This is a genomic window from Hymenobacter sediminicola (assembly GCF_014250515.1).
Classification (GTDB): domain Bacteria; phylum Bacteroidota; class Bacteroidia; order Cytophagales; family Hymenobacteraceae; genus Hymenobacter; species Hymenobacter sediminicola.
The window spans coordinates 513,650-534,458 of record NZ_CP060202.1 but is presented as its reverse complement, the minus strand read 5'-3'; the positions used below and the strand labels follow the sequence as shown (position 1 = coordinate 534,458).

At 56.7% G+C, this 20,809-nt stretch carries 16 protein-coding genes and 1 tRNA gene; 10 read left to right on the top strand and 7 right to left on the bottom strand.

Annotated elements, in window-relative coordinates:
* Positions 1–315: 315 nt before the first annotated feature.
* Complete coding sequence (locus H4317_RS02325) at positions 316–729, top strand: hypothetical protein (RefSeq protein WP_185888589.1); 414 nt, start codon at positions 316–318, stop codon at positions 727–729.
* Between the two features lie 41 nt (positions 730–770).
* On the opposite strand, the gene H4317_RS02320 is transcribed toward H4317_RS02325, so the two are convergent.
* Complete coding sequence (locus H4317_RS02320; RefSeq protein ID WP_185888588.1) at positions 771–2,012, bottom strand: hypothetical protein; 1,242 nt, start codon at positions 2,010–2,012, stop codon at positions 771–773.
* A 194-nt stretch (positions 2,013–2,206) separates the two neighbouring features.
* On the opposite strand from H4317_RS02320, the gene H4317_RS02315 reads away from it, so the two are divergent.
* Positions 2,207–2,620, top strand: a complete 414-nt coding sequence (locus tag H4317_RS02315; protein WP_185888587.1) for a hypothetical protein — start codon at positions 2,207–2,209, stop codon at positions 2,618–2,620.
* 91 nt (positions 2,621–2,711) lie between these two features.
* Here the strand turns inward: H4317_RS02315 and H4317_RS02310 are convergent, their stop codons facing one another.
* Complete coding sequence (locus tag H4317_RS02310; protein ID WP_185888586.1) at positions 2,712–3,848, bottom strand: DUF6268 family outer membrane beta-barrel protein; 1,137 nt, start codon at positions 3,846–3,848, stop codon at positions 2,712–2,714.
* Positions 3,849–4,028: 180 nt separating this feature from the next.
* Positions 4,029–7,919 carry a metallophosphoesterase gene (locus H4317_RS02305; protein WP_185888585.1) on the bottom strand — a complete coding sequence of 1,297 codons (3,891 nt, stop codon included), beginning with the start codon at positions 7,917–7,919 and terminating at the stop codon, positions 4,029–4,031.
* Between the two features lie 251 nt (positions 7,920–8,170).
* Between H4317_RS02305 and H4317_RS02300 the strand changes: the two genes are divergently transcribed.
* The 3 genes from H4317_RS02300 to H4317_RS02290 all read left to right on the top strand — a co-directional run bounded on the left by H4317_RS02300 (position 8,171) and on the right by H4317_RS02290 (position 10,095).
* Positions 8,171–9,418, top strand: coding sequence for a Pycsar system effector family protein (locus tag H4317_RS02300; RefSeq protein WP_185888584.1), 1,248 nt, complete (start codon positions 8,171–8,173; stop codon positions 9,416–9,418).
* A gap of 49 nt (positions 9,419–9,467) precedes the next feature.
* Positions 9,468–9,539, top strand: a tRNA-Arg gene (locus H4317_RS02295).
* A gap of 199 nt (positions 9,540–9,738) precedes the next feature.
* Complete coding sequence (locus H4317_RS02290) at positions 9,739–10,095, top strand: hypothetical protein (protein ID WP_185888583.1); 357 nt, start codon at positions 9,739–9,741, stop codon at positions 10,093–10,095.
* A gap of 3 nt (positions 10,096–10,098) precedes the next feature.
* On the opposite strand, the gene H4317_RS02285 is transcribed toward H4317_RS02290, so the two are convergent.
* On the bottom strand, positions 10,099–10,749 hold the full coding sequence (locus H4317_RS02285) for a response regulator (protein WP_185888582.1): 651 nt from the start codon (positions 10,747–10,749) through the stop codon (positions 10,099–10,101).
* 453 nt (positions 10,750–11,202) lie between these two features.
* On the opposite strand from H4317_RS02285, the gene H4317_RS02280 reads away from it, so the two are divergent.
* The gene (locus H4317_RS02280) at positions 11,203–11,847 is read left to right on the top strand and encodes a response regulator (RefSeq protein WP_185888581.1); all 645 of its coding nucleotides are present in this window, start codon (positions 11,203–11,205) and stop codon (positions 11,845–11,847) included.
* A 276-nt stretch (positions 11,848–12,123) separates the two neighbouring features.
* On the top strand, positions 12,124–12,513 hold the full coding sequence (locus H4317_RS02275) for an STAS domain-containing protein (protein WP_185888580.1): 390 nt from the start codon (positions 12,124–12,126) through the stop codon (positions 12,511–12,513).
* Here the strand turns inward: H4317_RS02275 and H4317_RS02270 are convergent.
* Positions 12,500–13,189 (bottom strand): DUF1345 domain-containing protein, encoded by a 690-nt coding sequence (locus tag H4317_RS02270; protein ID WP_185888579.1) that lies wholly within the window; start codon positions 13,187–13,189, stop codon positions 12,500–12,502. The two genes, H4317_RS02275 and H4317_RS02270, sit on opposite strands and share 14 nt — an antisense overlap.
* Positions 13,190–13,245: 56 nt before the next feature.
* On the opposite strand from H4317_RS02270, the gene H4317_RS02265 reads away from it, so the two are divergent.
* Positions 13,246–14,733, top strand: coding sequence for a nicotinate phosphoribosyltransferase (locus H4317_RS02265; protein ID WP_185888578.1), 1,488 nt, complete (start codon positions 13,246–13,248; stop codon positions 14,731–14,733).
* A 14-nt stretch (positions 14,734–14,747) separates the two neighbouring features.
* On the opposite strand, the gene H4317_RS02260 is transcribed toward H4317_RS02265, so the two are convergent.
* Both H4317_RS02260 and H4317_RS02255 read right to left on the bottom strand, forming a co-directional pair.
* Positions 14,748–17,951, bottom strand: a complete 3,204-nt coding sequence (locus H4317_RS02260; protein ID WP_185888577.1) for a cyclic nucleotide-binding domain-containing protein — start codon at positions 17,949–17,951, stop codon at positions 14,748–14,750.
* A 63-nt stretch (positions 17,952–18,014) separates the two neighbouring features.
* Positions 18,015–18,989, bottom strand: a complete 975-nt coding sequence (locus tag H4317_RS02255; protein ID WP_185888576.1) for a YitT family protein — start codon at positions 18,987–18,989, stop codon at positions 18,015–18,017.
* Positions 18,990–19,588: 599 nt separating this feature from the next.
* Between H4317_RS02255 and H4317_RS02250 the strand changes: the two genes are divergently transcribed.
* Positions 19,589–20,137: a hypothetical protein gene (locus tag H4317_RS02250; RefSeq protein WP_185888575.1), complete on the top strand. Its 549-nt coding sequence runs from the start codon at positions 19,589–19,591 to the stop codon at positions 20,135–20,137.
* A 68-nt stretch (positions 20,138–20,205) separates the two neighbouring features.
* Positions 20,206–20,799 (top strand): hypothetical protein, encoded by a 594-nt coding sequence (locus H4317_RS02245; RefSeq protein WP_185888574.1) that lies wholly within the window; start codon positions 20,206–20,208, stop codon positions 20,797–20,799.
* Positions 20,800–20,809: the final 10 nt, after the last annotated feature.

Here is a 20,809-nt window from a genome sequence, read left to right as displayed (position 1 = left end):
CATCTAATTTGGAAAGTCCGGTTGCTACGCGGTGGTGTAGCAACCGGACTTTTTAGCTACGGCGCTTAGCCTTCGGCTTCGTTTTTCTTTCCCTGCTTAGCAGAAGCTGCCAGTGCTATCTGGGGATAGAATGTTGGTGGCTATGTGACACAATGCATGGCCCACTTACGCGCATGCCACGCTGGCCTTCCACGCTAACAGTTTGCTGGATGAGCGTGTTGCTATGGCGTGCCAACCGCTGGTTTACGCCCAAATACTATCCAGCCCGTATATAGGGCTGGCCGAGCGGCGGCCTGGTTTCCGCATTTCCCCCTTATGTACTCTTCTTCTACTCTCAACATTCAGTTCCGGCCCGACCTGGATTTGCTCACGGTGCGCTGGCTGGATGCTCTGCATCCTGACTTGTTTCAGCAGGACTATCATACTATTCTGGCGGAGTCGCGGAGCAATAATACTGCTCGCTGGCTCGTGGATGTGCGCCGCCGCCCCCATCCTACCCCCGAAATGGCCGACTGGGCAGCCAACGTGTGGCTCCCGGAAGTGGTAGCGGCGCTGGCTCCGGTACGCCCCCGCCTGGCCTATCTCATTTCGCCGAGCCGTGAAGAAGCTCTGAAGGCTAGTCCTTCGCTGCAGCAAAGCGTGCAGGCCGCCATTAGCCCAACCCGGGGCTACGATGTAGCCATCTTCAACGACGAAGGCTTGGCTACTGAGTGGTTATTGGCGCATTAGCCAGAGACAAACTGGAGGGCAACTGGCAGCTTCAGCTAACCTTATCCTACCCAATAGCCCAGCAGGTAATTGCGTAGCAGCACTAGCAGCAGCAGTATGTTCAGGCTGTAGAGGCTGAAACGCACCAGCCGGTAGCCGACGCCTGCCCACAGCAGTGTATACCCCAGCAGCAGCAGGGCCAGCAAAGGCCCCGCAATGGCAATGCCAGGCAGGCTCCGGAAATTAAGGACCGGCATCTGCCAGAGCCCGAGCAACAGAGTCAGCACTATTCCGGCAGCAGCGGTAGCAGCCAGCAAAAGCCCGGATGGCCGCTGACGGGGTAAAAAAAAGTGCAGTAGCAACAGGCAAAACGGTGTACAGAATACGTAGCGTGCTACACTGATAAGAGACGTAGAACCCCGAAGCAGCGGGGCATACAAGAGCGTATTGAGTACTGTTGCCACTACAAAGCCCGCCGCAAATATTACTTCCGGGGCAGGACGCTGGCGCTGTATCAGTACCCAGAGCAGCCAGCCCCCCAAAGCCAGCCCGGCCACTAGCGCCATAGCGTCCAGTAGCATAATACCCTGGCTTACGCTGGTCAAAGGCAATACCGGTAACTTGAAAGTGTGACCCCAGTGCAGTTGGGTTTTCACGTACGCCAGCCATATGCCTGTGCTGTACCATTGCCCAAGCACCACCAACCCAATTCCCGTCGCTGCTGACGCCAGATACAGAGCACTACGACCAAGCCACCGACGCCATTCTGCCGGGCAATGTCTGATTTCGACTAGCCCCAGCCCAACCGCCGCCGGCAGAAAATATAGCGCTGAAGGACGCACAATGCCACCCAGCAGCAATCCGGCCGCTACCAGTGCGGGCCGCTGCCGGGCCAGCCCCAGCACTACCAGCCCGGACGCCGCGTAAAACAATGCCTCGGTGTAGGGCACATAAAAAAACAAGCTGGTTGGCAGCGCTACGAACAACCAGACTGCCGGCCACCATAGCCGAAGCTGCCGGGCAAGCCCATACGTAGTACCCAGCATGAGCATGCCGTTCAGCACGCTGATACCTGCTGGGCTCAGATTCAGCCACCGCCACAGGTAAGAAAAGAGCGGAAAAAAACCAGTATTGCTCTTGGCATTGGCCTCGAAATGATACCCATCAGCCCGGATGCTCTCATACCACAGGGCATCCCAGCGTAGCAGACTAACCAAGTGGTCAGGATAGTACTGCAGGCACCACACTATTAGCAGCACAGCCAGTATTCCAGGCAGCAAAAGCAGGAAAACAGGCTTTCTCATAGAGCGGAGCTTACTTGTCTTACCTAGATACTAAATAGGCAGGGGGTTTCAAACCTGTAGGCATGTAGCGGCCACTGTTTTACGACTTTACCAGGCCAGCCGGGGTTAGGAACACGGCCAGTTCGCCTTGTGGGCTCAACGCTTGCCGATGAAGGGGGCAGTTCTGTATATTGGCAGGCTTTCCCCTAGCTACCATGTCGTCGCCAGACATTTCCTGCACTATTCATCACCGCCCCGACCTGGGGCTGCTGGTAGCCCGTTGGCCTTCGGATGCCTCCGTGTATCAGCTCCAGACTGATTTCGAGGCATTGCTACGGGCCGCTATGGAAAGCGACACCGCCCGCTGGCTACTGGACGTGCGTCGGCGTGACGCGCTACAGCCTGACTTTGCCCACTGGACTGTGCATGATTTCTTTCCGCGGGCCGCCGCCATGCTGGCACCCCAGCAGCTACGCATTGCGGCGCTTTGCTCCCCCGCCCGCCTCACCGCTTATGATACCAGCGCCGAGCAAAAAGCCATAATCGAGGAAGGAACTGCTCCCGAACAACGCTACCAGCTGCGCTTGTTTCTGGATGAGGGAGCCACTATTCAATGGCTTTCTGCCTGATGCGCCAGTTGGCAGTACGCTGAAACACAAACAAGGTCCTCCATCTTGACAGACAAAGGCCCTTGTTCGTGTTTACTAGTTACGGTAGCGCCTAGCGCGGGGCGCTGCTTTTTTTCAGGAACTTACGAGGCGGCACAATAAAGATTTCGAGAGAGGCATATGGCGCCCCGGCAAACTTGCTGTCAACTATCTTCTCCCGGTCGGCGTTGGTGCGGTCGAAGGCGTCGAAAGCGTAATTATAGCGGTAGCCACCTTCCACGCCGAACCAGATGAAGTCATAGATTTCACGCTCCCAGCGGCCCCGGAATTTCACTTCAGTTTCACGAAGTTCCAGCGTCCGTAGCGGGCTTTTGTCAGACAAGGCCAAGCCGGTTTCCGGGTTTTTGCGCGTCAGCTCATTGCGCAGTTTGATGATGTAGTTGAAGCCATCAACTGAGTAGCCGGCAAAGAACAGGGAACGGGGCGAAGCGTTGTAGCGCATCGTTACGCGGGCCGGAAACAGTGCTTCCACCCCCCACCGGTTGTTGAAGGTACGGTTGTAGAGCACTGCCGGGTAGATGCTCTGCCGCCCAAAGGTGTAGCCCAGTTGCGCCCCGATACCCCACGAAAAAGTAGGGCTGCGCTTCCAGCCATACAGAAACTCCGACGACACGCGCAAATAGTCCGTCACGTTCAGTTCCGAGGAGGTGTAGTCGCCACTCAGTTCGCCCTTTATCCGGAAGATGTACCAATTGTCGGTGTTCACTGGCCGGATGACGGCCAGTTGCGCGCCCAGCGTTTTGAGCGCCTTGTTCTCAATGTTATCGTAGAGCTCGTAGTTGGTTGGGTTCTGCTTAAACTGGAACTCCTCCCGCTCATAGTTGACTCCCAGAATAAGCTTTAGATGGGGACGGTTAAGCATCGGAATGTAGCCCTTGATGACGAGCCGCGCGTTCTTTTCGGCGTTAGCCGAGTAGTCCTGTAGTCCTACCACCTGCGCATCCGAATTGACCTTGAATGTGGGCATCCGCTCGTAGTGGAAGATCAGACCCTTACTAGGGCCCATTCCCACAACCGAAGGCGTGGCAAACTCCTGCTGATCAATGGCACCGCTGGCGGTAGTGTCGCCGGGCGTGGGAGCGGGTGGCGGAAATACCTGGGCAGCGGCCGGAACAGTAGCAGCGCCCAGCAGCGCAAAAAAAGGCAAAGCACGCAACAGACGTGCCCGTTGAGTAACGGTAGTACGCATAAACAGAAGGTCAGCCAGCAACATGTGGAGTCTTGGCTCTTAACGGAGGAGTGCGCAAAAAGGCTGAGTTTGGCTTGGCATTTTCTTACCGGTTCTGGGTCAGGATTTCCTAGCAGCAAAAAGCCCGGCCCATGAAACCGGCCGGGCTTTTTCCTAAAAAGCGAAACGTCGGCTACGTGGCTAGAACAGGAAGTCGAAGCCCACGAACAGTAGGTTTTCCTCGCCTACCGAATACGTAGCGTTGATGACAGCCTGCTTCAGGATGTCGGCCCACACGCCCCCACCAAAACCAGTGTGGAATGCTTTGGCCCCGTCTTTCACATCATACTGCGAATACACCCGCGCTGCATCGGCCAGGCCCATAATCCCGAATTTGCCGGGCACCAGATAGGCATTGAACTCGAAGAGCTGCAGCCGTACCTCGGCATTAGCAAACACCGACGAGCGGCCGGCGTAGCGCGTGCGGCGGTAGCCACGCAGGTTGGTGGTGCCGCCCAGCGTGTTGGCTTGGTAGAAGCGGTAGTCGCCGAAGTTACGGTTGCCCCCGATACGACCCGCCCACGTCAGCTGGAAGGGAAAATTAGGCGTGAGGTAGAAGCGGAATTCGGAAGCCATGCGGCCGTATTTCAGCTGCTCGGCATTGAGCTGGTAGTTGTACTCGATTGAGTTGTACCAGCGCAGGCCAATCCGGGGGTTCTTCGGCGACGAAGCCGCGTCAATGTTGAGGTAGGCGCGGCCACCCAGGTAGCGGTTCAGCTGGAAGTCGGAGGAGCGGATGCCTAGTGCGGCGCCGCTGGTGCCGTTGTTGTTCTCATCGAGGCCCAGCGCAATCTGGCTGCCAATGGGGTTGCGCTCCACCCGGAACTGGTCGTACTGCGGACCAAAGCCAATGTTGAGGAAGCTGAACAGGTCACGCTCCAGCACTGGGCTCACATAGAGCCGCGAGAAGCGCACCCGGTACGTGTCGTTGATGTCGCGGGCACGGGTGTCATTGTCGTCGGACAGAATGTTTTCGGTGTCGTTGCCTTCCCCGAAGTAATTATAAAGCAGCTGCGGACCGTAGAACTGGGCATTCACCCGCAGGTCGTACTTACCAATTACATCTACATAGTGCCCCAGGTAGCGCACGTTGTACGCCTGTTGCGAAGGCGAATAGTTGGCGGCTAGGCTCTGCTCCGAAGCATAGGGCTCCTTGCGGAAGCCATAGGTGCGGTACACAACGCCGCCGCCAAAAAACAGTCGGTCATCTACGTTGTAGCCGAAATAAAGCGTGGGGCCAAAGTAGTTCAGGGTGTAGTCCTTACGGTCGGAGCGGTTGTGCACATCGTAGCGGCTCACATCAATGCCAGGCTCCGTGCGTAGGCGCGTATCGCGGCCGGGCACTATCACGTTGCCGGTGTCGGCATCGTAGATGTGGGTGTAGTGCCGGAAGCCAGCCACGTTTGAGCGGTCCACGATAGAGTCGCGGCCCGTGCCCGCAATGACGCGTACCCGCGGGCCGCTTTTCACGTCGCCTTTCAGGTCATATATATCGTTGCCATCGAACCCATAGAGACGCAGTTCTTTGGTCACCTTATTGTCGAAGGTGCGGTCGAAGAGCATTTTGGTCAGCTCGCCTTCCTTATTGATCTTCTGCACCGATACCCGGGTCTTGTCGTCGGGCAGTCGTTCCACCACAAACTTCTCGCGCTTCTTAGAGCCTTTTACCTCCGTCACGCGGCTCAGCAGCGTGTAGTAGTTGGCGGCTACTTCGGGCAGTAGGTCACGGCGCTTCTTCAGCTTCCCGATTATTTCCTGCGCGTGCAGGTCGTAGATCTGCTGGGGCCACCGTTCCCGAAATGCCTTCTCAATCACCTCGTCGGTGAGGCCGGCCTTCATGTCGTTGGCTTCTTTCACCCACTGCTCCTTCGTCACGGAAGCCAAGTACACCCGGTCATTGCTGAGGGCTGTCAGGTTCAGGCCTTTCCAGTCCGCATAGTCGTCGCCGAAGTTCTGGAAGTTGCGAATGGCCCACTTGCGCGAAGCCAGGTACGGAAACAAGCCGTCGCCTTTGAAGAAGGCAACGTCGCGGTCCTCAGGCACAGCCGTGAATTTCCGGTCGCCGTCTTTGTCCTTTTTCTCGGCCCAGCGCCACTGGTCCTCGTGCCGGTCCCAGTCGCCAATCCACATATCGAAGAGGCGTGTGCGAGCAAAGGCTTTTTCGTTGACGCGGTTGTCATTGTCGTCGGTGATGCGCTCAAACACCTTGTCGGTGCCCACCAGGTTTTTGGCGTTGCCAAGCGAAGCGACGTCGCTCTGGTCGTCTTTGGCATCTTCCTCAATGGCGCCCGGCGTGTTGCCGAACCGCTCGAGATACTGCCCCAGCAGCGGATCCTGCGGAATGTAGCGCAGCTCCGGGTTGGTATGCAGAATGTCGGCGGCCGTGGCCAGCGGCGGTATCGGCAGCGACGAATAGGGGTGCTGCGCCGAAATCTGGTCCTGCAGAATGTCGGCAGCGGCGCCGGTACGCAGCGCTTCTGGCAGCACCGCCGATGGATCTTTGTTGAGGCTGCGAATGGTGAAGTTGCGGCCTTCCTCGTTACGCACTTTCAGCGAAGCTGTCTGCTTGCCGCCCCCGATTTTGTAGGGAGTCAGACCACCTTTCTCAGTAGCCAGATCCAGCACCGGGAATGTCACTGGCGTCGCCCATTCCTTGCGGTAATGCTCTCCAAACAGAAACTTGTGAAACTTGCCACGCTCCTCGTAGCTAGAGTTTACGGCTACCGTCACGGTACTGTCGCGGAAGTTAGGACGCTTGCCAGCCAGTGGCACGGCTACGCTGTCAGTTGCAACCGGAGTCTGGGCGTAGAGTGGAGTGCGGAATACCAAGCGTCCGGTTTCGCCGGCAGCATTCGGAATCCAGAACTCTACCCATGCTTGGCCGTCATCGTAGTAATTGACCCGCGCAAAGCCCTTTTCCTTATCCGAGAAGTGCGCGTTGGCGTCGCGGCCGGTGCGCACGTGTTGAGTTTTGCAGCCCGAGCCGCTCACAATCTGGTGGTACGTATCGGCCTTGAAATACTGCAGATTGTGCTCGTGGCCGGCCGCGTACACGATGTTTGGGTGCTTGGCAAAAATATCTTCCAGCCCCTTTTTGTATGCTTGGTATAGCGGGTGGGGAATGTCCTGCGAAATCCCGCCGTATTTGCGCGCAAATGGATACACCGACCCGATGATGGGCAGCGGCAGGAACGCGTATTTGTAGACGATAGAAAGCGGGAAAATATGGTCACCAAGCGTGAAGAAACCGCCGTGAATACCATCTGACTGAATGGGGTGGTGCGCCACTACCACGATATTCTTGTCCTTGTTCTGAGTAATGATGTCTTCGAGCTGCGTGAAAAAGTCTGTCTCGTTGGCTACGCCGCAGCCGCTGTTCGAGCCGTAAGGCCGCTCGCCTTCACCCTGTAAAAACCACTGCGAGTTGATGGCAATCATCACCACATTGTCCTGCAGGCGCACCTCAAACGGGCCGGGGCAGGCATCACGCGGAATGAAAAAGTCGCCTGTATAGGAGAAGGCCGCCGAATCGTTGGTCATGAAATTCTCCACGAACCGTTGCTGGCGGTTCACTTGGTCTACGGCGCCCTTGTTGCCCTGCTTCCAGTCGTGGTTACCAGGAATCATGTACTTCTCCCCTTGGTAGTCACGCAGCACATTCAGCTGATCTACAATGCGGCGCTCCGACTCTTTACGGTCGTAGGCACCTTCTTCGGGCATGCCGTACTCGTAGATATTGTCGCCGAGGTAGATGGTGGTGCTTTTGGTGCCGGCGGAAAGAATCTGCTTGCGCAGATAGTTCAGTGAAGGCTCGCCACCTTTAGCCGTCTCAATGGGCTTGCCCACATCCCCGATCAGGAAGACCGTGTAGCGGATGCGGGAGCTGTCGGGAGGCGTTTTGGCCTCCCAGTTTTCGGCGCCATGATGGTAGTTCGGCCGGGTAGTGTGAGGTGTCTGCGTTGGCTTCTGGGCCCACACCGGGGCCGTACAAGCCGTCAGCACTAGGCCACAAGTCAATAAAAAGCGCTTCATAAAAAGGCTATAGGGAGAAATTGCGGGTACGTACCCCGTTGGCTGGCGGCTGGCTCACTCAGGTAGTTCGTAGAAATACGAGTAACTTACCCAAACGGCTAACCGAGCTTCGCGTCCAAAGCAGGCCGGGTGCCTGCCCTACGCAATCTAACACTATACGGTTGAGTGGTGCCAGAAAAACCCCGTCGCCTGATTCGCGTTGAAAGGCGGTCGGGAGGCCTCTGCCACCGTTGCACACCCTTTCTTCCTCCATGGAACCCACGGAAACGCTCCAGCTCCCCAAAGCCGAAAAATCAGAGATTCTGAAGCAGGCCAAGGCGTACATTACACAGCTTCTTGAGGCTAAGCTCCCCAAGCAGATAGTCTACCATTCGCTGGCGCATACCACGGCTGTGGTGAAGGAAGCGCGCAAGCTGGGAGAAGATGCCGGCCTGAACGCCCCCGACCAGGAGGCGCTGCTACTGGCCGCCTGGTTTCATGATGCCGGCTACATTGAAGTATACGATGGGCACGAATACCGCAGCATGGAACTGGCGGAACAGTGGCTAAGCCAGCAGGGCTACCCGGCCGAGCGCATTACCTTGGTGAAGGAGACCATCCGGGGCACGCACCGCAACGAAGAGTGTGAAACTCAGCTGCAGCAACTGCTGGCTGATGCCGATATGAGCGGCATGGGCCGGGAAGATTTCTTTGCCAATGCGGAACTGCTACGGGCCGAATGGGAAACTACGCTGGGCAAGACCTATTCCAACGTGGAGTGGGCTGAGTCGCAGCTGGACTTTCTGCACGGGGCCAAGTTCCACACAGAGGTAGCCAACAGCCGCTATCAGGAGCAGTTTAAGGCCAACATCAAGGAGCAGCGTGACCGGCTGAAAAAGACCGAGAAGAAAAAGAAAAAGAAGACCGAAGAGGAAACCGGCACTTTTGCAGAGCCCAAGCGCGGCATCGAAACGATGTTCCGCACCATGTACAGCAACCACATGAAGCTCTCGGACATGGCCGATAAAAAGGCTAACATGATGATTAGCCTCAATGCAGTGCTACTGTCGGTTATTATTACCTACCTCGGAGCCAAGGCTGGCACCAAGTCCGGTGTGCTGAGCCCTACCATTATGAACAACCCGGTGCTTACCATCCCAATCGGGCTGCTGCTAGCTACGGCGCTGGGCTCGGTGGTATCGGCCATTCTGTGCGCTCAGCCTGATGTCACCAGTTTCAAGTGGTTGAAGCGCAGCCCTCAGATTGCGACAAACCGCCGTGTAAATCTGCTGTTCTTCGGCAACTTCAATAAGCTCAGCCTCGACGACTTCCAGCACGGCATGAACGAACTGATGGGCCAGAAAGACGCGCTGTATACCAACATGGTGACGGACATTTACTACCTCGGCGACGTGCTGACGCGCAAGTACCGCTTGCTGCGCATCAGCTACACTATCTTCATGGTCGGACTGATTCTGACGGCACTATCCTTCGGTATTGCCCTGCTTTACAAGATGTAAGCTCGTTTGGGCAGTCTTTGGTTTCGAGCTACCTTTGCAGCGATTCGCCGGCTGCGTAGTTCAACGGATAGAATAGGCGTTTCCTAAACGCTTGATATGGGTTCGATTCCCGTCGCGGCTACTCTCAAAAAACCCTCTTTGCTGCCTGCAAAGAGGGTTTTTCATTTTCGATGAATAAATAGCGGCCCCTGAGACGCCGATAATTGACAAGTAATACCGATTTTGTTACATCAAACCAACCCATTACGCCGGTTATCGTCGTACATGGGCTACGCTCCGAGTACCCTGCTTACACACCTTTTGCCCGTTAGTTACCAGTAATGGAATGCCTCTTCCTGTCCCCGGCGCCGCATGGCCGTCGGGTTTGCCTGTATGCCGTGCCCGATGGCATCCCTCTGTACTTCAAACACACCGAACTCACCCAGCAGCCAGACTACCAAACCCGATGGCGGGGTAACCCCGCACTGATGCCGGAGGCGGAAGCCCAGCGCTGGGTAGCGCGACACCCCACCAATCCGGCGCTTTTCCTCGATTATCAGCAACCTGACAAAGGCGGCCCCGGCCTTCAGACGGCCCGTGCGTCGTTTCTTTCGGCAGTAGCCAAGCTGGCCGCCGGGCTGGAATACTCACCGGGCAGCATTCCGGAGGAGATTCTGATAGGCGAAGAACCAGAGTAGTTACTACTCGCTCAGCAACCCACTGGAGACGGCGAACTTGATAAGGGCGGCGGTATTTTTGGCCTGGGTTTTCTCGATGATATTCTGGCGGTGGGTTTCGATCGTGCGTTTGCTGGTGAAGAGGCGGTCGGCAATTTCGGCGTTGGTCAGCCCTTCGGCAATCAGGCGCAACACCTCCAGTTCCCGCTTTGATAGGTCGCCGGATTTGCCCCGATTTTCGTGCGGGGCCGCTACGTTGCGCACCAGCTTGTAGAGCATATCCAGCCCAACTTCCGTGCACAGAAAAGGCCGGCCGGCCGCTACCGTACGGATACCGTGCGTAATTTCTGTGATGTCGGCATTCTTCAGCACGTAGCCAGTAGCGCCGGCTTCCAGCATTCGGTGTACATAGTTTTCATGGTCGAGCATAGACAGCACCAGCACGCGCAGATCTGGGTACTCATCGTGCAGCCGCTTCATGGTAGCAAAGCCGTCCAGCACGGGCATGTTAATATCCATCAGCACTACATCGGTGGGAGTACTGGGAAGCATAGTGAGGAGTTCTTCGCCATTGGAAGCTTCTCCCACCACTTCCAGATCGGGCTGCAGGCTGAGCAGGGCCCGAATACCGTCGCGCAAAATCGTGTGGTCATCGGTCAGGAATACTCGGATCATATGCTGGAGGCGCAGGAGGAATATGGCGTTTCGGACAAGCCAGACCACGGATACGAGCCTGTACTGTGTGCAAAAAACCAGCACTGAGCGTATAGGCGGAACGGGGAAACCCAGGCTTAGGTTCAGTGGCTGATTGGGGCTGGCTCACTGCGGATTCTTAACCCCAACTGTACGCAGATGCAGCGCAAGCGGTGTTTGCCGTAGGTCCCTGTCACGGTAGTGCCGCGCGCAGACCACCCGTATTTGTACGGACAAAACCGGCGTTCGGGCAGGAACTGCATCAGGGTAAATACTGCTTTTAGGCCTTGTATTCGGCCCCGTGATTCCTATGTTCTACTTTCGGTCATAGGGTGCCAGACGCTTTCCGGGCGGGCTCCTATCCATTTCTCTGACCGCTGCCTTGGCTTAGGAACGGTAAGCGGCGCCTCTAGCCAGTGTTTCTATTCGCTTAAAATGATTCGCGTACTACTAACCGATGACCACCCTATAATCCGGGACGGAATTCGGTCTTTACTTCAAAACGAGCATAGTATGACTGTGGTAGGGGAAGCCAGCGACGGGCAGGCCCTGCTCGATCTGCTGCCTACCACCCCGGCCGATATAGTGGTTTTGGACCTGAACATGCCGGGCATGAGTGGCTTCGACACAATTCCGCTGCTGCGGGACCAATACCCCGACCTGCACATCCTGGTGCTTTCTATGCTAGACAATGAGCAGTATATAGCGCAGGTGCTGCGGTGTGGAGCGCTAGGCTATGCCCTCAAAAACACAGACCAAGCTGAGCTAATCTACGCCATAACCACAGTGTCGCGGGGCCTGCCGTACCTCAGCACCACTATTGCGCTGGACTTGCTGCGCAAGCTGCACCACACTGCCGAAGCCCCGGCGGAGTTGATCCGGCCCCAGAACGGCCTATCGAAGCGGGAGTTGGAGGTGTTGCGCCTGATTGCCGAAGGGCTGACCAACGCCGAAATTGCCGACCGCCTCTTCACCAGCAAACGCACGATCGAAACCCACCGCCAGAATATCATCGAGAAAACCCAGGCCAAAAATACCGCCGCCCTCATCAAGTTCGCCGTCTCCAATGGGTTGGTGTAATCAGGTATACTTAGCAACTCGCACGGTACTACCTACGGATGCCTACCCAGCATCGGTACGTATTTATAACTGCACTGAAAATCAGTAGTTAACTCTTTTTTATTTTCTGATAACGTTATACTTTTACAGTATCGGATAGAACAATGCTTACGCCAAGAAATGGAAAGGCGGTGAGCAAGAAGTTTCTTGCTAGTGACTGAACGAATAATGTTTGAGTTGCGCTTACTGCCAGTACGCCGTGTTAGCATGAGTGTAGCTGTTGGGCATTAACTAAAAGTGGCTTCTATGCTGGATGTGTACCGCGAGATTTTACCAGACAGCTACCTGCTGATTCTGACTGATGTACCAAATGCACCGGAAAACGAGGTGCTTCGGCGGGCTCTGCACCGAGCCGGCACCAGTGGCAAGGCCAGCGTGTGGGTAGACTGCAGCCAACTGCCCAAACTGCCGGCCGCGGCCCTTCAACTACTGGGTGCTTATTACGAAACCCTACAGCACAGACATATACACCTGGTGCTTTGCCATCTGACCGATGAGCTACGCGAGGCTATTGAGGCCCTGCCAGGCACGCAGCGTCCGCCGGTGGTAGCCACGCTGCTGGAAGCGGCCTGCTATTGCCGCTCCCAGCGCGGAGGTGTGCGGCGCACTACTGCTATAGCAGCATAGCCAGACTGCTGACCGTAAGCGCTACAATAGCCGTGTTGAAGCCAAATGACAGCAGCGCGTGCAGCAAGGTCAGCCGGCGCAAGGTGCGGCCCGAAACTCCCACGTCTGCCGTCTGGGCTGCCATGCCGATGGTGAAGGAGTAGTAGGCAAAATCGAGGTAGTCCGGCTCTTTTTCGTCTCCCGGAAACTCCAGCCCACCTTCTTTTCGCCCATTGTCAGTGTCATAGAATAGGTGGGCATAGCGGAGCGTGAACAGCGTGTGCACCAGGAGCCAGGCCGCCAGCACGCCCCCAATCCCAACTACTGCCGGCCGCAGCTGCACTACATGCCCAGGTAGGCGCGTGGAAGCCAGCAGCGTAACAATAGCCAGTAGGCTGGCACTGGAAGCCGCCAATACAAATCCGAAAGACAGCACACGCCCCGGGTCTTCCCGCGTGGCAATGCGCCGGATGTGGCCCACATCGGCGGTGAGGATAATGCTCCAGGTAACGAGCAGCGTAGTTAGGGCAAAGACGTCCCAGGCTGCCGTGAGCCGTAGTAGCGGGGGCCAGGCAGCAGGCACCAGTATGTACAGCAGCACCGCTGGCAACACCCCGATGGACAGGCGCTTCCAGGCAGCAAGCACTTCCAGCTGATGCAGGGCGGCCCACCCGCGAGTAGGAGCAGAAGAGACCATAAGCACGACAGAATAAAATATTCTGCGTAAGCTACGGCATCTCAACCGTTGCCCGCATGAACTCAGCTCCGCTTTCCGGCCTCTACGCGCCTTCGCTCAGCCTCCTCACCGACCTTTATCAAGTTACAATGGCGTATGGCTACTGGCAACAGGGCCTGCAGGACCGAGAGGCCGTTTTTCATCTGTACTTTCGCCGGCCGCCTTTCCAAGGGGGCTATGCTGTAGCAGCCGGGCTGGCACACGCCGTCGACTTTCTGCAGAACCTACGTTTTTCGGAAGATGATCTTGCCTACCTGGGAGGCCTGCAGAGCTCGAAAGGCGGCGTGATGTTTCCTCAGGAGTTTCTAGAGTATCTGCGCGAGTTGCGTTTCAACTGTGATGTAGATGCCATTGCGGAGGGCACAGCCGTATTTGCCAATGAGCCCCTAATTCGGGTGCAGGGTCCGCTGCTCCAAGCTCAGTTGGTAGAAACGGCCCTGCTCACGCTCGTCAACTTTCAGACGCTGATAGCCACCAAAGCCGCCCGCATCCGAGAAGCCGCCGGTTCCGACACGGTGCTGGAGTTTGGCCTCCGCCGGGCCCAGGGCTTCGATGGGGGGCTGAGTGCCAGCCGGGCAGCTTACCTGGGCGGCGTTGATGCCACATCCAACGTGCTGGCGGGGCAGCGTTTCGGTATTCCGGTGAAAGGCACGCACGCCCATAGCTGGGTTATGGCCTTTGAGAATGAGGAAGAAGCCTTTGCCGCGTATGCGAAGGCCTTTCCCGATGACTCCGTATTTTTAGTAGACACCTACGACACCCTGGAAGGGGTACGGCACGCCATCAGTGTGGCCCGCCAGATGCGCGCCCAAGGGCACGAGTTGGGCGGCATCCGCCTCGATTCCGGTGACCTGGCCTACCTCAGCCGTGAGGCCAGGGCATTGCTCAACGAAGCCGGATTTCCTAATGTGCGCATCGTGGCCAGCAACGACCTCGAAGAGAACCTCATTACCAGCCTGAAGCTACAGGGCGCCCGGATTGACACCTGGGGCATTGGTACGCAGCTTGTGACGGCCTACGACCAGCCAGCGCTGGGTGGGGTATACAAGCTGGCCGCCCTGCGCAAACCCGATGACTCGGGCTGGGACTTCACCATCAAGCTCTCGGAGCAGCTGGCCAAAACCAGTATTCCGGGCATTCTGCAGGTGCGGCGCTACGAAACCGAGAATGGCCAGCCCCGCGCCGACATGCTCTACAACGCCGCCGAGCCCCTCCCCGACCACCTCACCATCGTCGATCCGCTGGATGCGACGCGCCGCCGCTCAGTGCGACCCGAGGCCCCGTACCGGGAACTCCTGAAGCCCGTATTTCGGCGCGGCAAGCTGGTACACGAGTTGCCTACGCTAGCCGAAAGCCGGGCACATGCCCAGCGTGAAGTCCAAAGCCTCGACCCCAGCATCCGCCGTTTCCTGAACCCGCACACCTATCCAGTGGGTCTTGAAGAAAGCCTCAACACCTTCCGCACCAACCTCATCCTGGAGAAACGCCCACAGCAGAAAACGTAGCGGGCAGCAGTCTACTACTCAGAATGCACTGCGGGTTCGTTGTCGGGCTGGGGCATTTTCTCGTTTTGGCGCCGTAGCCGCTGGCACAGCTCCCGCATAATGGTGCGTACTACCTCCGTGCACTCCTCTGTCACGTCGTAAAAGTCCTCTTGGTCGATACGAAATGCGCGAACGGGCTGCAGGGCTACCGCCGACGCAGAACGAGGTTCCGCATCGAGCAGGGCCAGCTCTCCAAAGAACTCACCTTTGCCGAAAGTGGTAAGCAGCTGCCGCTTATTGAAAATTCCTACTTCGCCTTCGTAAATGATGAACAGCGAAGTGCCTAAGGTCCCTTTCGCGAATATCTCCTCGTCTTGCCCATAGGTTACTTCGTGCATGATAGGCACAATGGTGGCGAGGCTATTCTCGGGGGTCTGGCCAAACAGCGCGGTACTTTTCAGCATTCGAACACGCTCCAGAAACGAAACAGCTGAGGGTGAGGCATGGTCAGTCATGGCGGAATACGAAGCGAGGGTGGGATAGAACTGCAGCAGATGGTCGTAGGCGGCCGGGCGCTGCAGCGGCAGCCGGCGCAACACCTCTTCGGCACTTTCCTGCACCAAACGATTCGTTGTCTGCAGGTGCGGATGCAAGTAGGTCACGTTTTCGGGGGTGGGATGCCACTGGCGTAGGGCTACGCTTACCGTCCAGGCGGAGAAGGCCGCTATACCGCGCCGGATAATGGTGGTCTGGATGGATTCCGTCAGGACAGCGGGGCCCAGCAAGTCATCAAACGTTTGGACTTTCTCGCTGAGACGGCCGACATCCAGCAATGCCTGCAGGCCCTGATACAACGGCCGCGGAATCAGGTTGTCCAGAATTTCCAGGGCATTTGCCTGCCGCTCACCAGTGGCATGGGCCAAGCCACGCTGTGCGTTTAGCAAAGGGCCTTGGTCGTAGAGTTGGATTAGTAGTCCAAGCAGGCGCTGCTGGCTTTTGCGCAGTTCGTAGCGCAGGGTACTTCGTAGCTCCGCATTGGCATTGGTCATACTGTGCAGCATGTGCTGGGCAAGTCGCATTTCTTCCTCAACCAAGTGCTGAAAAAGAGGTGCATCGGTGGGCACTGCGGGCAGGCTGCTCAGGGCCCGCAGCGCGGCAGCCCGGCCGTGCAGATTAGCGTCCTGCGCCATGCGCACCAGCACCTGGCGGCCCGCTTCTGTTTTTAACCGGCTGCATACCTGCGCCAATTCCCGCAGAAACCGGGCATCGGTTTCATGAGCTAAAGTATCCTGCAGATACGGCAGAATACCGTCGCCTATCTGCACCAGACAGTCGGCAGCGGGGCGGCGGGCGGCTTTAGACCGCAGCAGCCCCAGCAGCTGGCTAGCCAAGACCGTAGGCGAAACGGCCGTAGCGGCCGTAGTGGCGGCCTGCACCAGGGCTGTTTCCTGGCTACTAAGCCCTGTGGTGATGAGGGCCACCTGCTGGTCGGGCAATAGAAAACGCACGAGTTGCAGAGCCGCTACGTGGTGGTGGGCGGTAGCAGCCAGTTCAGCCAGACTGGCTTGGGCCTGCACGTCGGAAGGCACGGCCTCTAGTCTGCCCCGAATGGCGCCTTTGCGCACCGCAATATCGGTGTGCTGCAGCAGGTCGGTGGCATTAGGATGCCGACATACCAGTTGGCTGGCCGTTTCCCGTACTGTAGCATCGGGGTCGTGCAGGAGCAGGTAGCGGAGCAGGCTCAGTTTCACCCGGTCGCCTACCATCAGCAGCACCCGGCGGCGGACCTCTCCTGCAGGATGGCGGAGCAGAGTCTGGGCGTGTTGTACCAGCAGTGGGGCATCTATCCGGTGTAGGTGCTGCAAGGCGCTCAGGGCTTCGGCAGCGGGTACAGTGGGCACGGCAGGTTGTGTTCGGGATTCGCTTGCCGGGGCCAACGCCAGCTCGTCGGTGGTGAAGCGCAGGCCTAACGCATTCTTCAGCTCGCTCAGATACTGCTGATACGCGCTCTGTAGCAGCAGCAAAGCAACCAGCAGGAACACAGCCATGCATCCCAGCCCCGCCCATACAGGCAGGCCGCCCGCCCCACGTAGCAGCAGTAGCAGCAAACCGCCAAGCCCGAGGCCCAACGGCTCATAGAAGCTTTTTACCCAGGTGTGCCCCTGCAACCGCCCGGCAGGCGGAAGCGGCTGAAACAGCACCAGAAAAACCGGTTCAAACAGGGCCCGCCGCAGTACTTCCAGCCCCAGATACAGGCCACAGAAATACGCCATCTGGCCCATCGGGCCTACACCGCCCGCCCGTAGCACTCCAAACAGCACGACGCCAGCTAGTGCCGCCAGCGGCAGCACGGCCAGAGTCCAGCGAATACCCAGCCGGTCGAGCCCGTGGCGGGCTACCAGCAGCTTGAACACCGTTGCCAGCCCATACGTCAGGGCCAGCACGCTGCCTACATACTGCAACATGGAGCCCTGGCTCTGCAGCTTCTGCTTCACGTTGACAAAAAACAGATACTCCACACCGACTGCTACTACAGCAATTGCCGTCAGGCTCAGGCCCATGTACAGAACCAGTTTGCGGCCCCTAGGTGACGAGTGCAACTGATGTGGTGAAGCAAGGGCTACTGGCTGCGCTGCCATAGCCTGCGCCCGGAACGTATAGCGCTGCATGGAAAGAGCCAGCACATACATGCCAAAAGCCGTCAGGAGCAGAAAATACAGGTCGTAGTGCAGGTGCACAAACACGGCCAGCACGGCTCCCAACGCCTTGGCCGGCATGTCGCCGGCACTGATGATGCCGAACAGCCGCCGGCTTTGCCGCACATTAAACACCACCGCCGACATGCCCCAGAACTCCAGGTTCGTGAGCAGATAAATCAGCCGGTAGCCGGCCATGATGGCAACTGCCGCCACCACCGACGCTCCCGTGACCAGCAGCACGCTCAGTACCACGGTTAGCACCAGCGTCGCCAGCAGCGCCCGCACAGCCAGCTTTTGCAGCGGCCATCTATGCTCGCAGTACGCATACAGCCGCCCCACCAGCAGCATAGCAACAGCCCCGGCACAGTAGCCTAGCGGCAGGTTCCGCTCCGGATGGTTTTCCAGCAGCAGTACGTTGGCCGCCACATACACCAGAATAGTGCCGATGCCCAGCAGAAAATTGTGCAGGAAAAACAGCCAAACGGTTTTCGTCTCGCCCGGCCGCACTCCCAGAAAACGGTACCACGTGTTTGTATTCATGCTCGTTCTCCTCCTGGAGCTTACCTGCTTCATTCCTGCAAGTCCCACGTTGCTGGCCTTCTTCTAATGCAGGGCTCTTTTCTTTATGAGGCCACCGCGCGTGTCGCTGACGCTCTGCATCACGACGAATGCCTGCGGGTCAATGGCGTGGATTGCCTTAGTTAGACTAATGACTTCCAGCCGCGTCACGACTGTAAAAACGGCCTCTACCTTGAGCCGCTGGTGCCCATGCGAACCGAACCCCTGCGTACATTCATACACCGTTGCGCCGCGGTGCAGCTTGTCGGTTATCAGTTGCCGGATTTCATTGCTGTGAAAGGAAATGATGGTCAGGCTGGTGTATTCTTCGATGCCAACCAGGATAAAATCAACTGTTTTGGCTGCCGACAGATACGCCAATATCGAATACAGAGCCGTTTCGACTGACAAAAGCCAGGCAGCCACCCCGAATATTATGATGTTGATTATCATAATGATATCACCAATGGAGCCCGGAAGCTTGCGGCTGATATACACGGCCAGAATTTCGGTACCATCGAGCACGCCGCCGCCCCGCATAGCCAGCCCGATGCCCGCCCCCAAGAAGAAGCCGCCAAACACGGCAATCAGCAGCTTGTCCTGCGTGAGGGCCGGAAATGATACGACCATCAGAGCACCGGCCAGTGCCGTGATAGTGAGTAGGGTTTTGAGCGCAAACGCCGAACCCAACTGGTAGTACCCCAGAATAACGAAAGGAATATTTATCAGCAGAATCAGGGCCGACAGCGAAATGCCCGTGACGTGGCTGACCAGCATAGAGATGCCCGTGACGCCGCCATCAATGAACTCGTTCGGCAGCAGAAACCCTTTCAGGCCCAGCGCTGCCGAAAACACACCCGCCAATAGAAGCACAAACTGCAGCACCTTCTGCCCAAGCTGCGAAGCAGAAGAGGCCAGAAGCGTGCCGGGTGCGGGCCCAGTAGACGAAGTGGGCAAATCCAACTGATGAGCCAGCTTACGGGCTTGGGCCGGTGGGGAAACAGGTTGATCAAATATCATCGCGCGGGCAGTAGCAAAGCAGACCCATTTAATCCAGACCCGAGCAGGCAGCAACTCTCTTTGCCACTTGGCAGGCTATGCAGAACACACCCAGCGTCGGCTGGTACCGGGGCACATGAGCGTCAGCTGGTTAGGCGTCGCTCCATGAACTTTCACCTCTGGCCATGACGACGGCCGTGCACACTTTCTACCGCTGTAGACCCTCCTTTCAACTACCAAATCAGTCTGCATGAAGCCGATGAAATGGCAAATCAACTCATTCTAACCACTAATATGTAAAAAATAAATCAAAATACTTATACTATAGAAGTCGAGCGGCTCTATTGCTTCTAATCTCACTTGCGAGTAGTTGCGGCAGTATGCTGCCATAAAAACTCCATATAAGAGCAGATCTGCTGCCTTACCCAGTTTCGGGTTCCTGCAATAACAGAACCATCACCAACAAGCATTAACAATATTTTATATTAACTTAGTACCACTGGCACATAGTTCAGCGGACATTGCCCTTCTGCCACTCTGCTGCCAGAAACGCAGATATGCCAACCGCAGAGCCCGTTCTGCTGGGAAGTATCTACCCCTGATGTTTTTCCTTGTAGCACATGAAAAGCGCGCTTCCGGTTTTTCTGCTTGTGCTCTGTCTGGCTTTCGGTACCGAAACAGCCGCACAGGATACGGGTGCTTCTCCTCGGTTTTCGGTGCAGAAAACAGTGGTATACCCTGTCCGGGACCCGGCAAAGCTGTCTGCCACCATAGCGTGGTACTCCTCCTTTTTCGGCAGCCAACCGACCAAGATTGACTTGGAGGCTACCTATCCTTATGCCACCTACCACATTGACGGAGTAGAGGTCCGGCTGGATACCAACCCGCAGCTAGTAAAACTGAAGGAACCTGTTTTCTACTGGATGCTCCCGACTTCTAAAGATGTGGAGGCCAAGTACAACACACTCAACGCAGACCGTACTAACCGCTTCGAACGCACCCTCTTTCAGAAGTTCAGGAACATTGAAGACGGCCGGCCTGACAAAACCCTTTCCCGAGGCACCGGAGCCGTGACTGAAGTAGCAGAATTTGTGGTGGTAGACCCGGCCGGCAACCAGGTTGGGGTAATAAATAACCCAGTATATCCGCCGAAAATAGATGGGGAGTGACGGTTGCAGACGCCGTTTCTAGGTATTCGCTCTGGTCTTTTTATTCACTTTCCAATATCTCGCCTACCATGAAAATCAGCTTGCTACTCGCAATAATGTTTGCTCTAGCTTTTCAGGCAAACATTCAGGCCCAAAATACTTCCTCAACATCGGACTCAGGTGGCAATAGAAATTCAGGATTTAAGAGTCAAAAGACGATTATATATCCAGCAAAAAATGGCAGAACAATAGACCGGGAAATCCTGGATTGGTACACCGGCTTCTTCGAATCGTCCCCCAAAGAAATGAAACTTGAGGGAGAGGACCGATATATTATTTATGAAATAGACGGCATAAAAGTGTGCGTGGGCTTAGATCCTGCTTCTCGCTCTGGCTCTTCCACACTGCTCACTTCATTCCAACTTGATAAAACTGTTTTTTATTGGGTATTGTCTTCGGCAGAAGAAGTCGATACCAAATACAATAAGCTGCAGGACGAGGGCAACAGCTTTGCAGGGTTACCATTCTTCAAGCTCCGTAAAATAAGCAAAGGCAAACACACGGCAGATAACCGCGTCTCAGCAAATGTGGCTACGCAAGAAGTAAAGGAATTCACAGTCAAGGATCCGTTAGGGAATGAAATAGGGGTGATTAATAATCCCATTTATGTCCCGACTCGATAGATGCACAGTG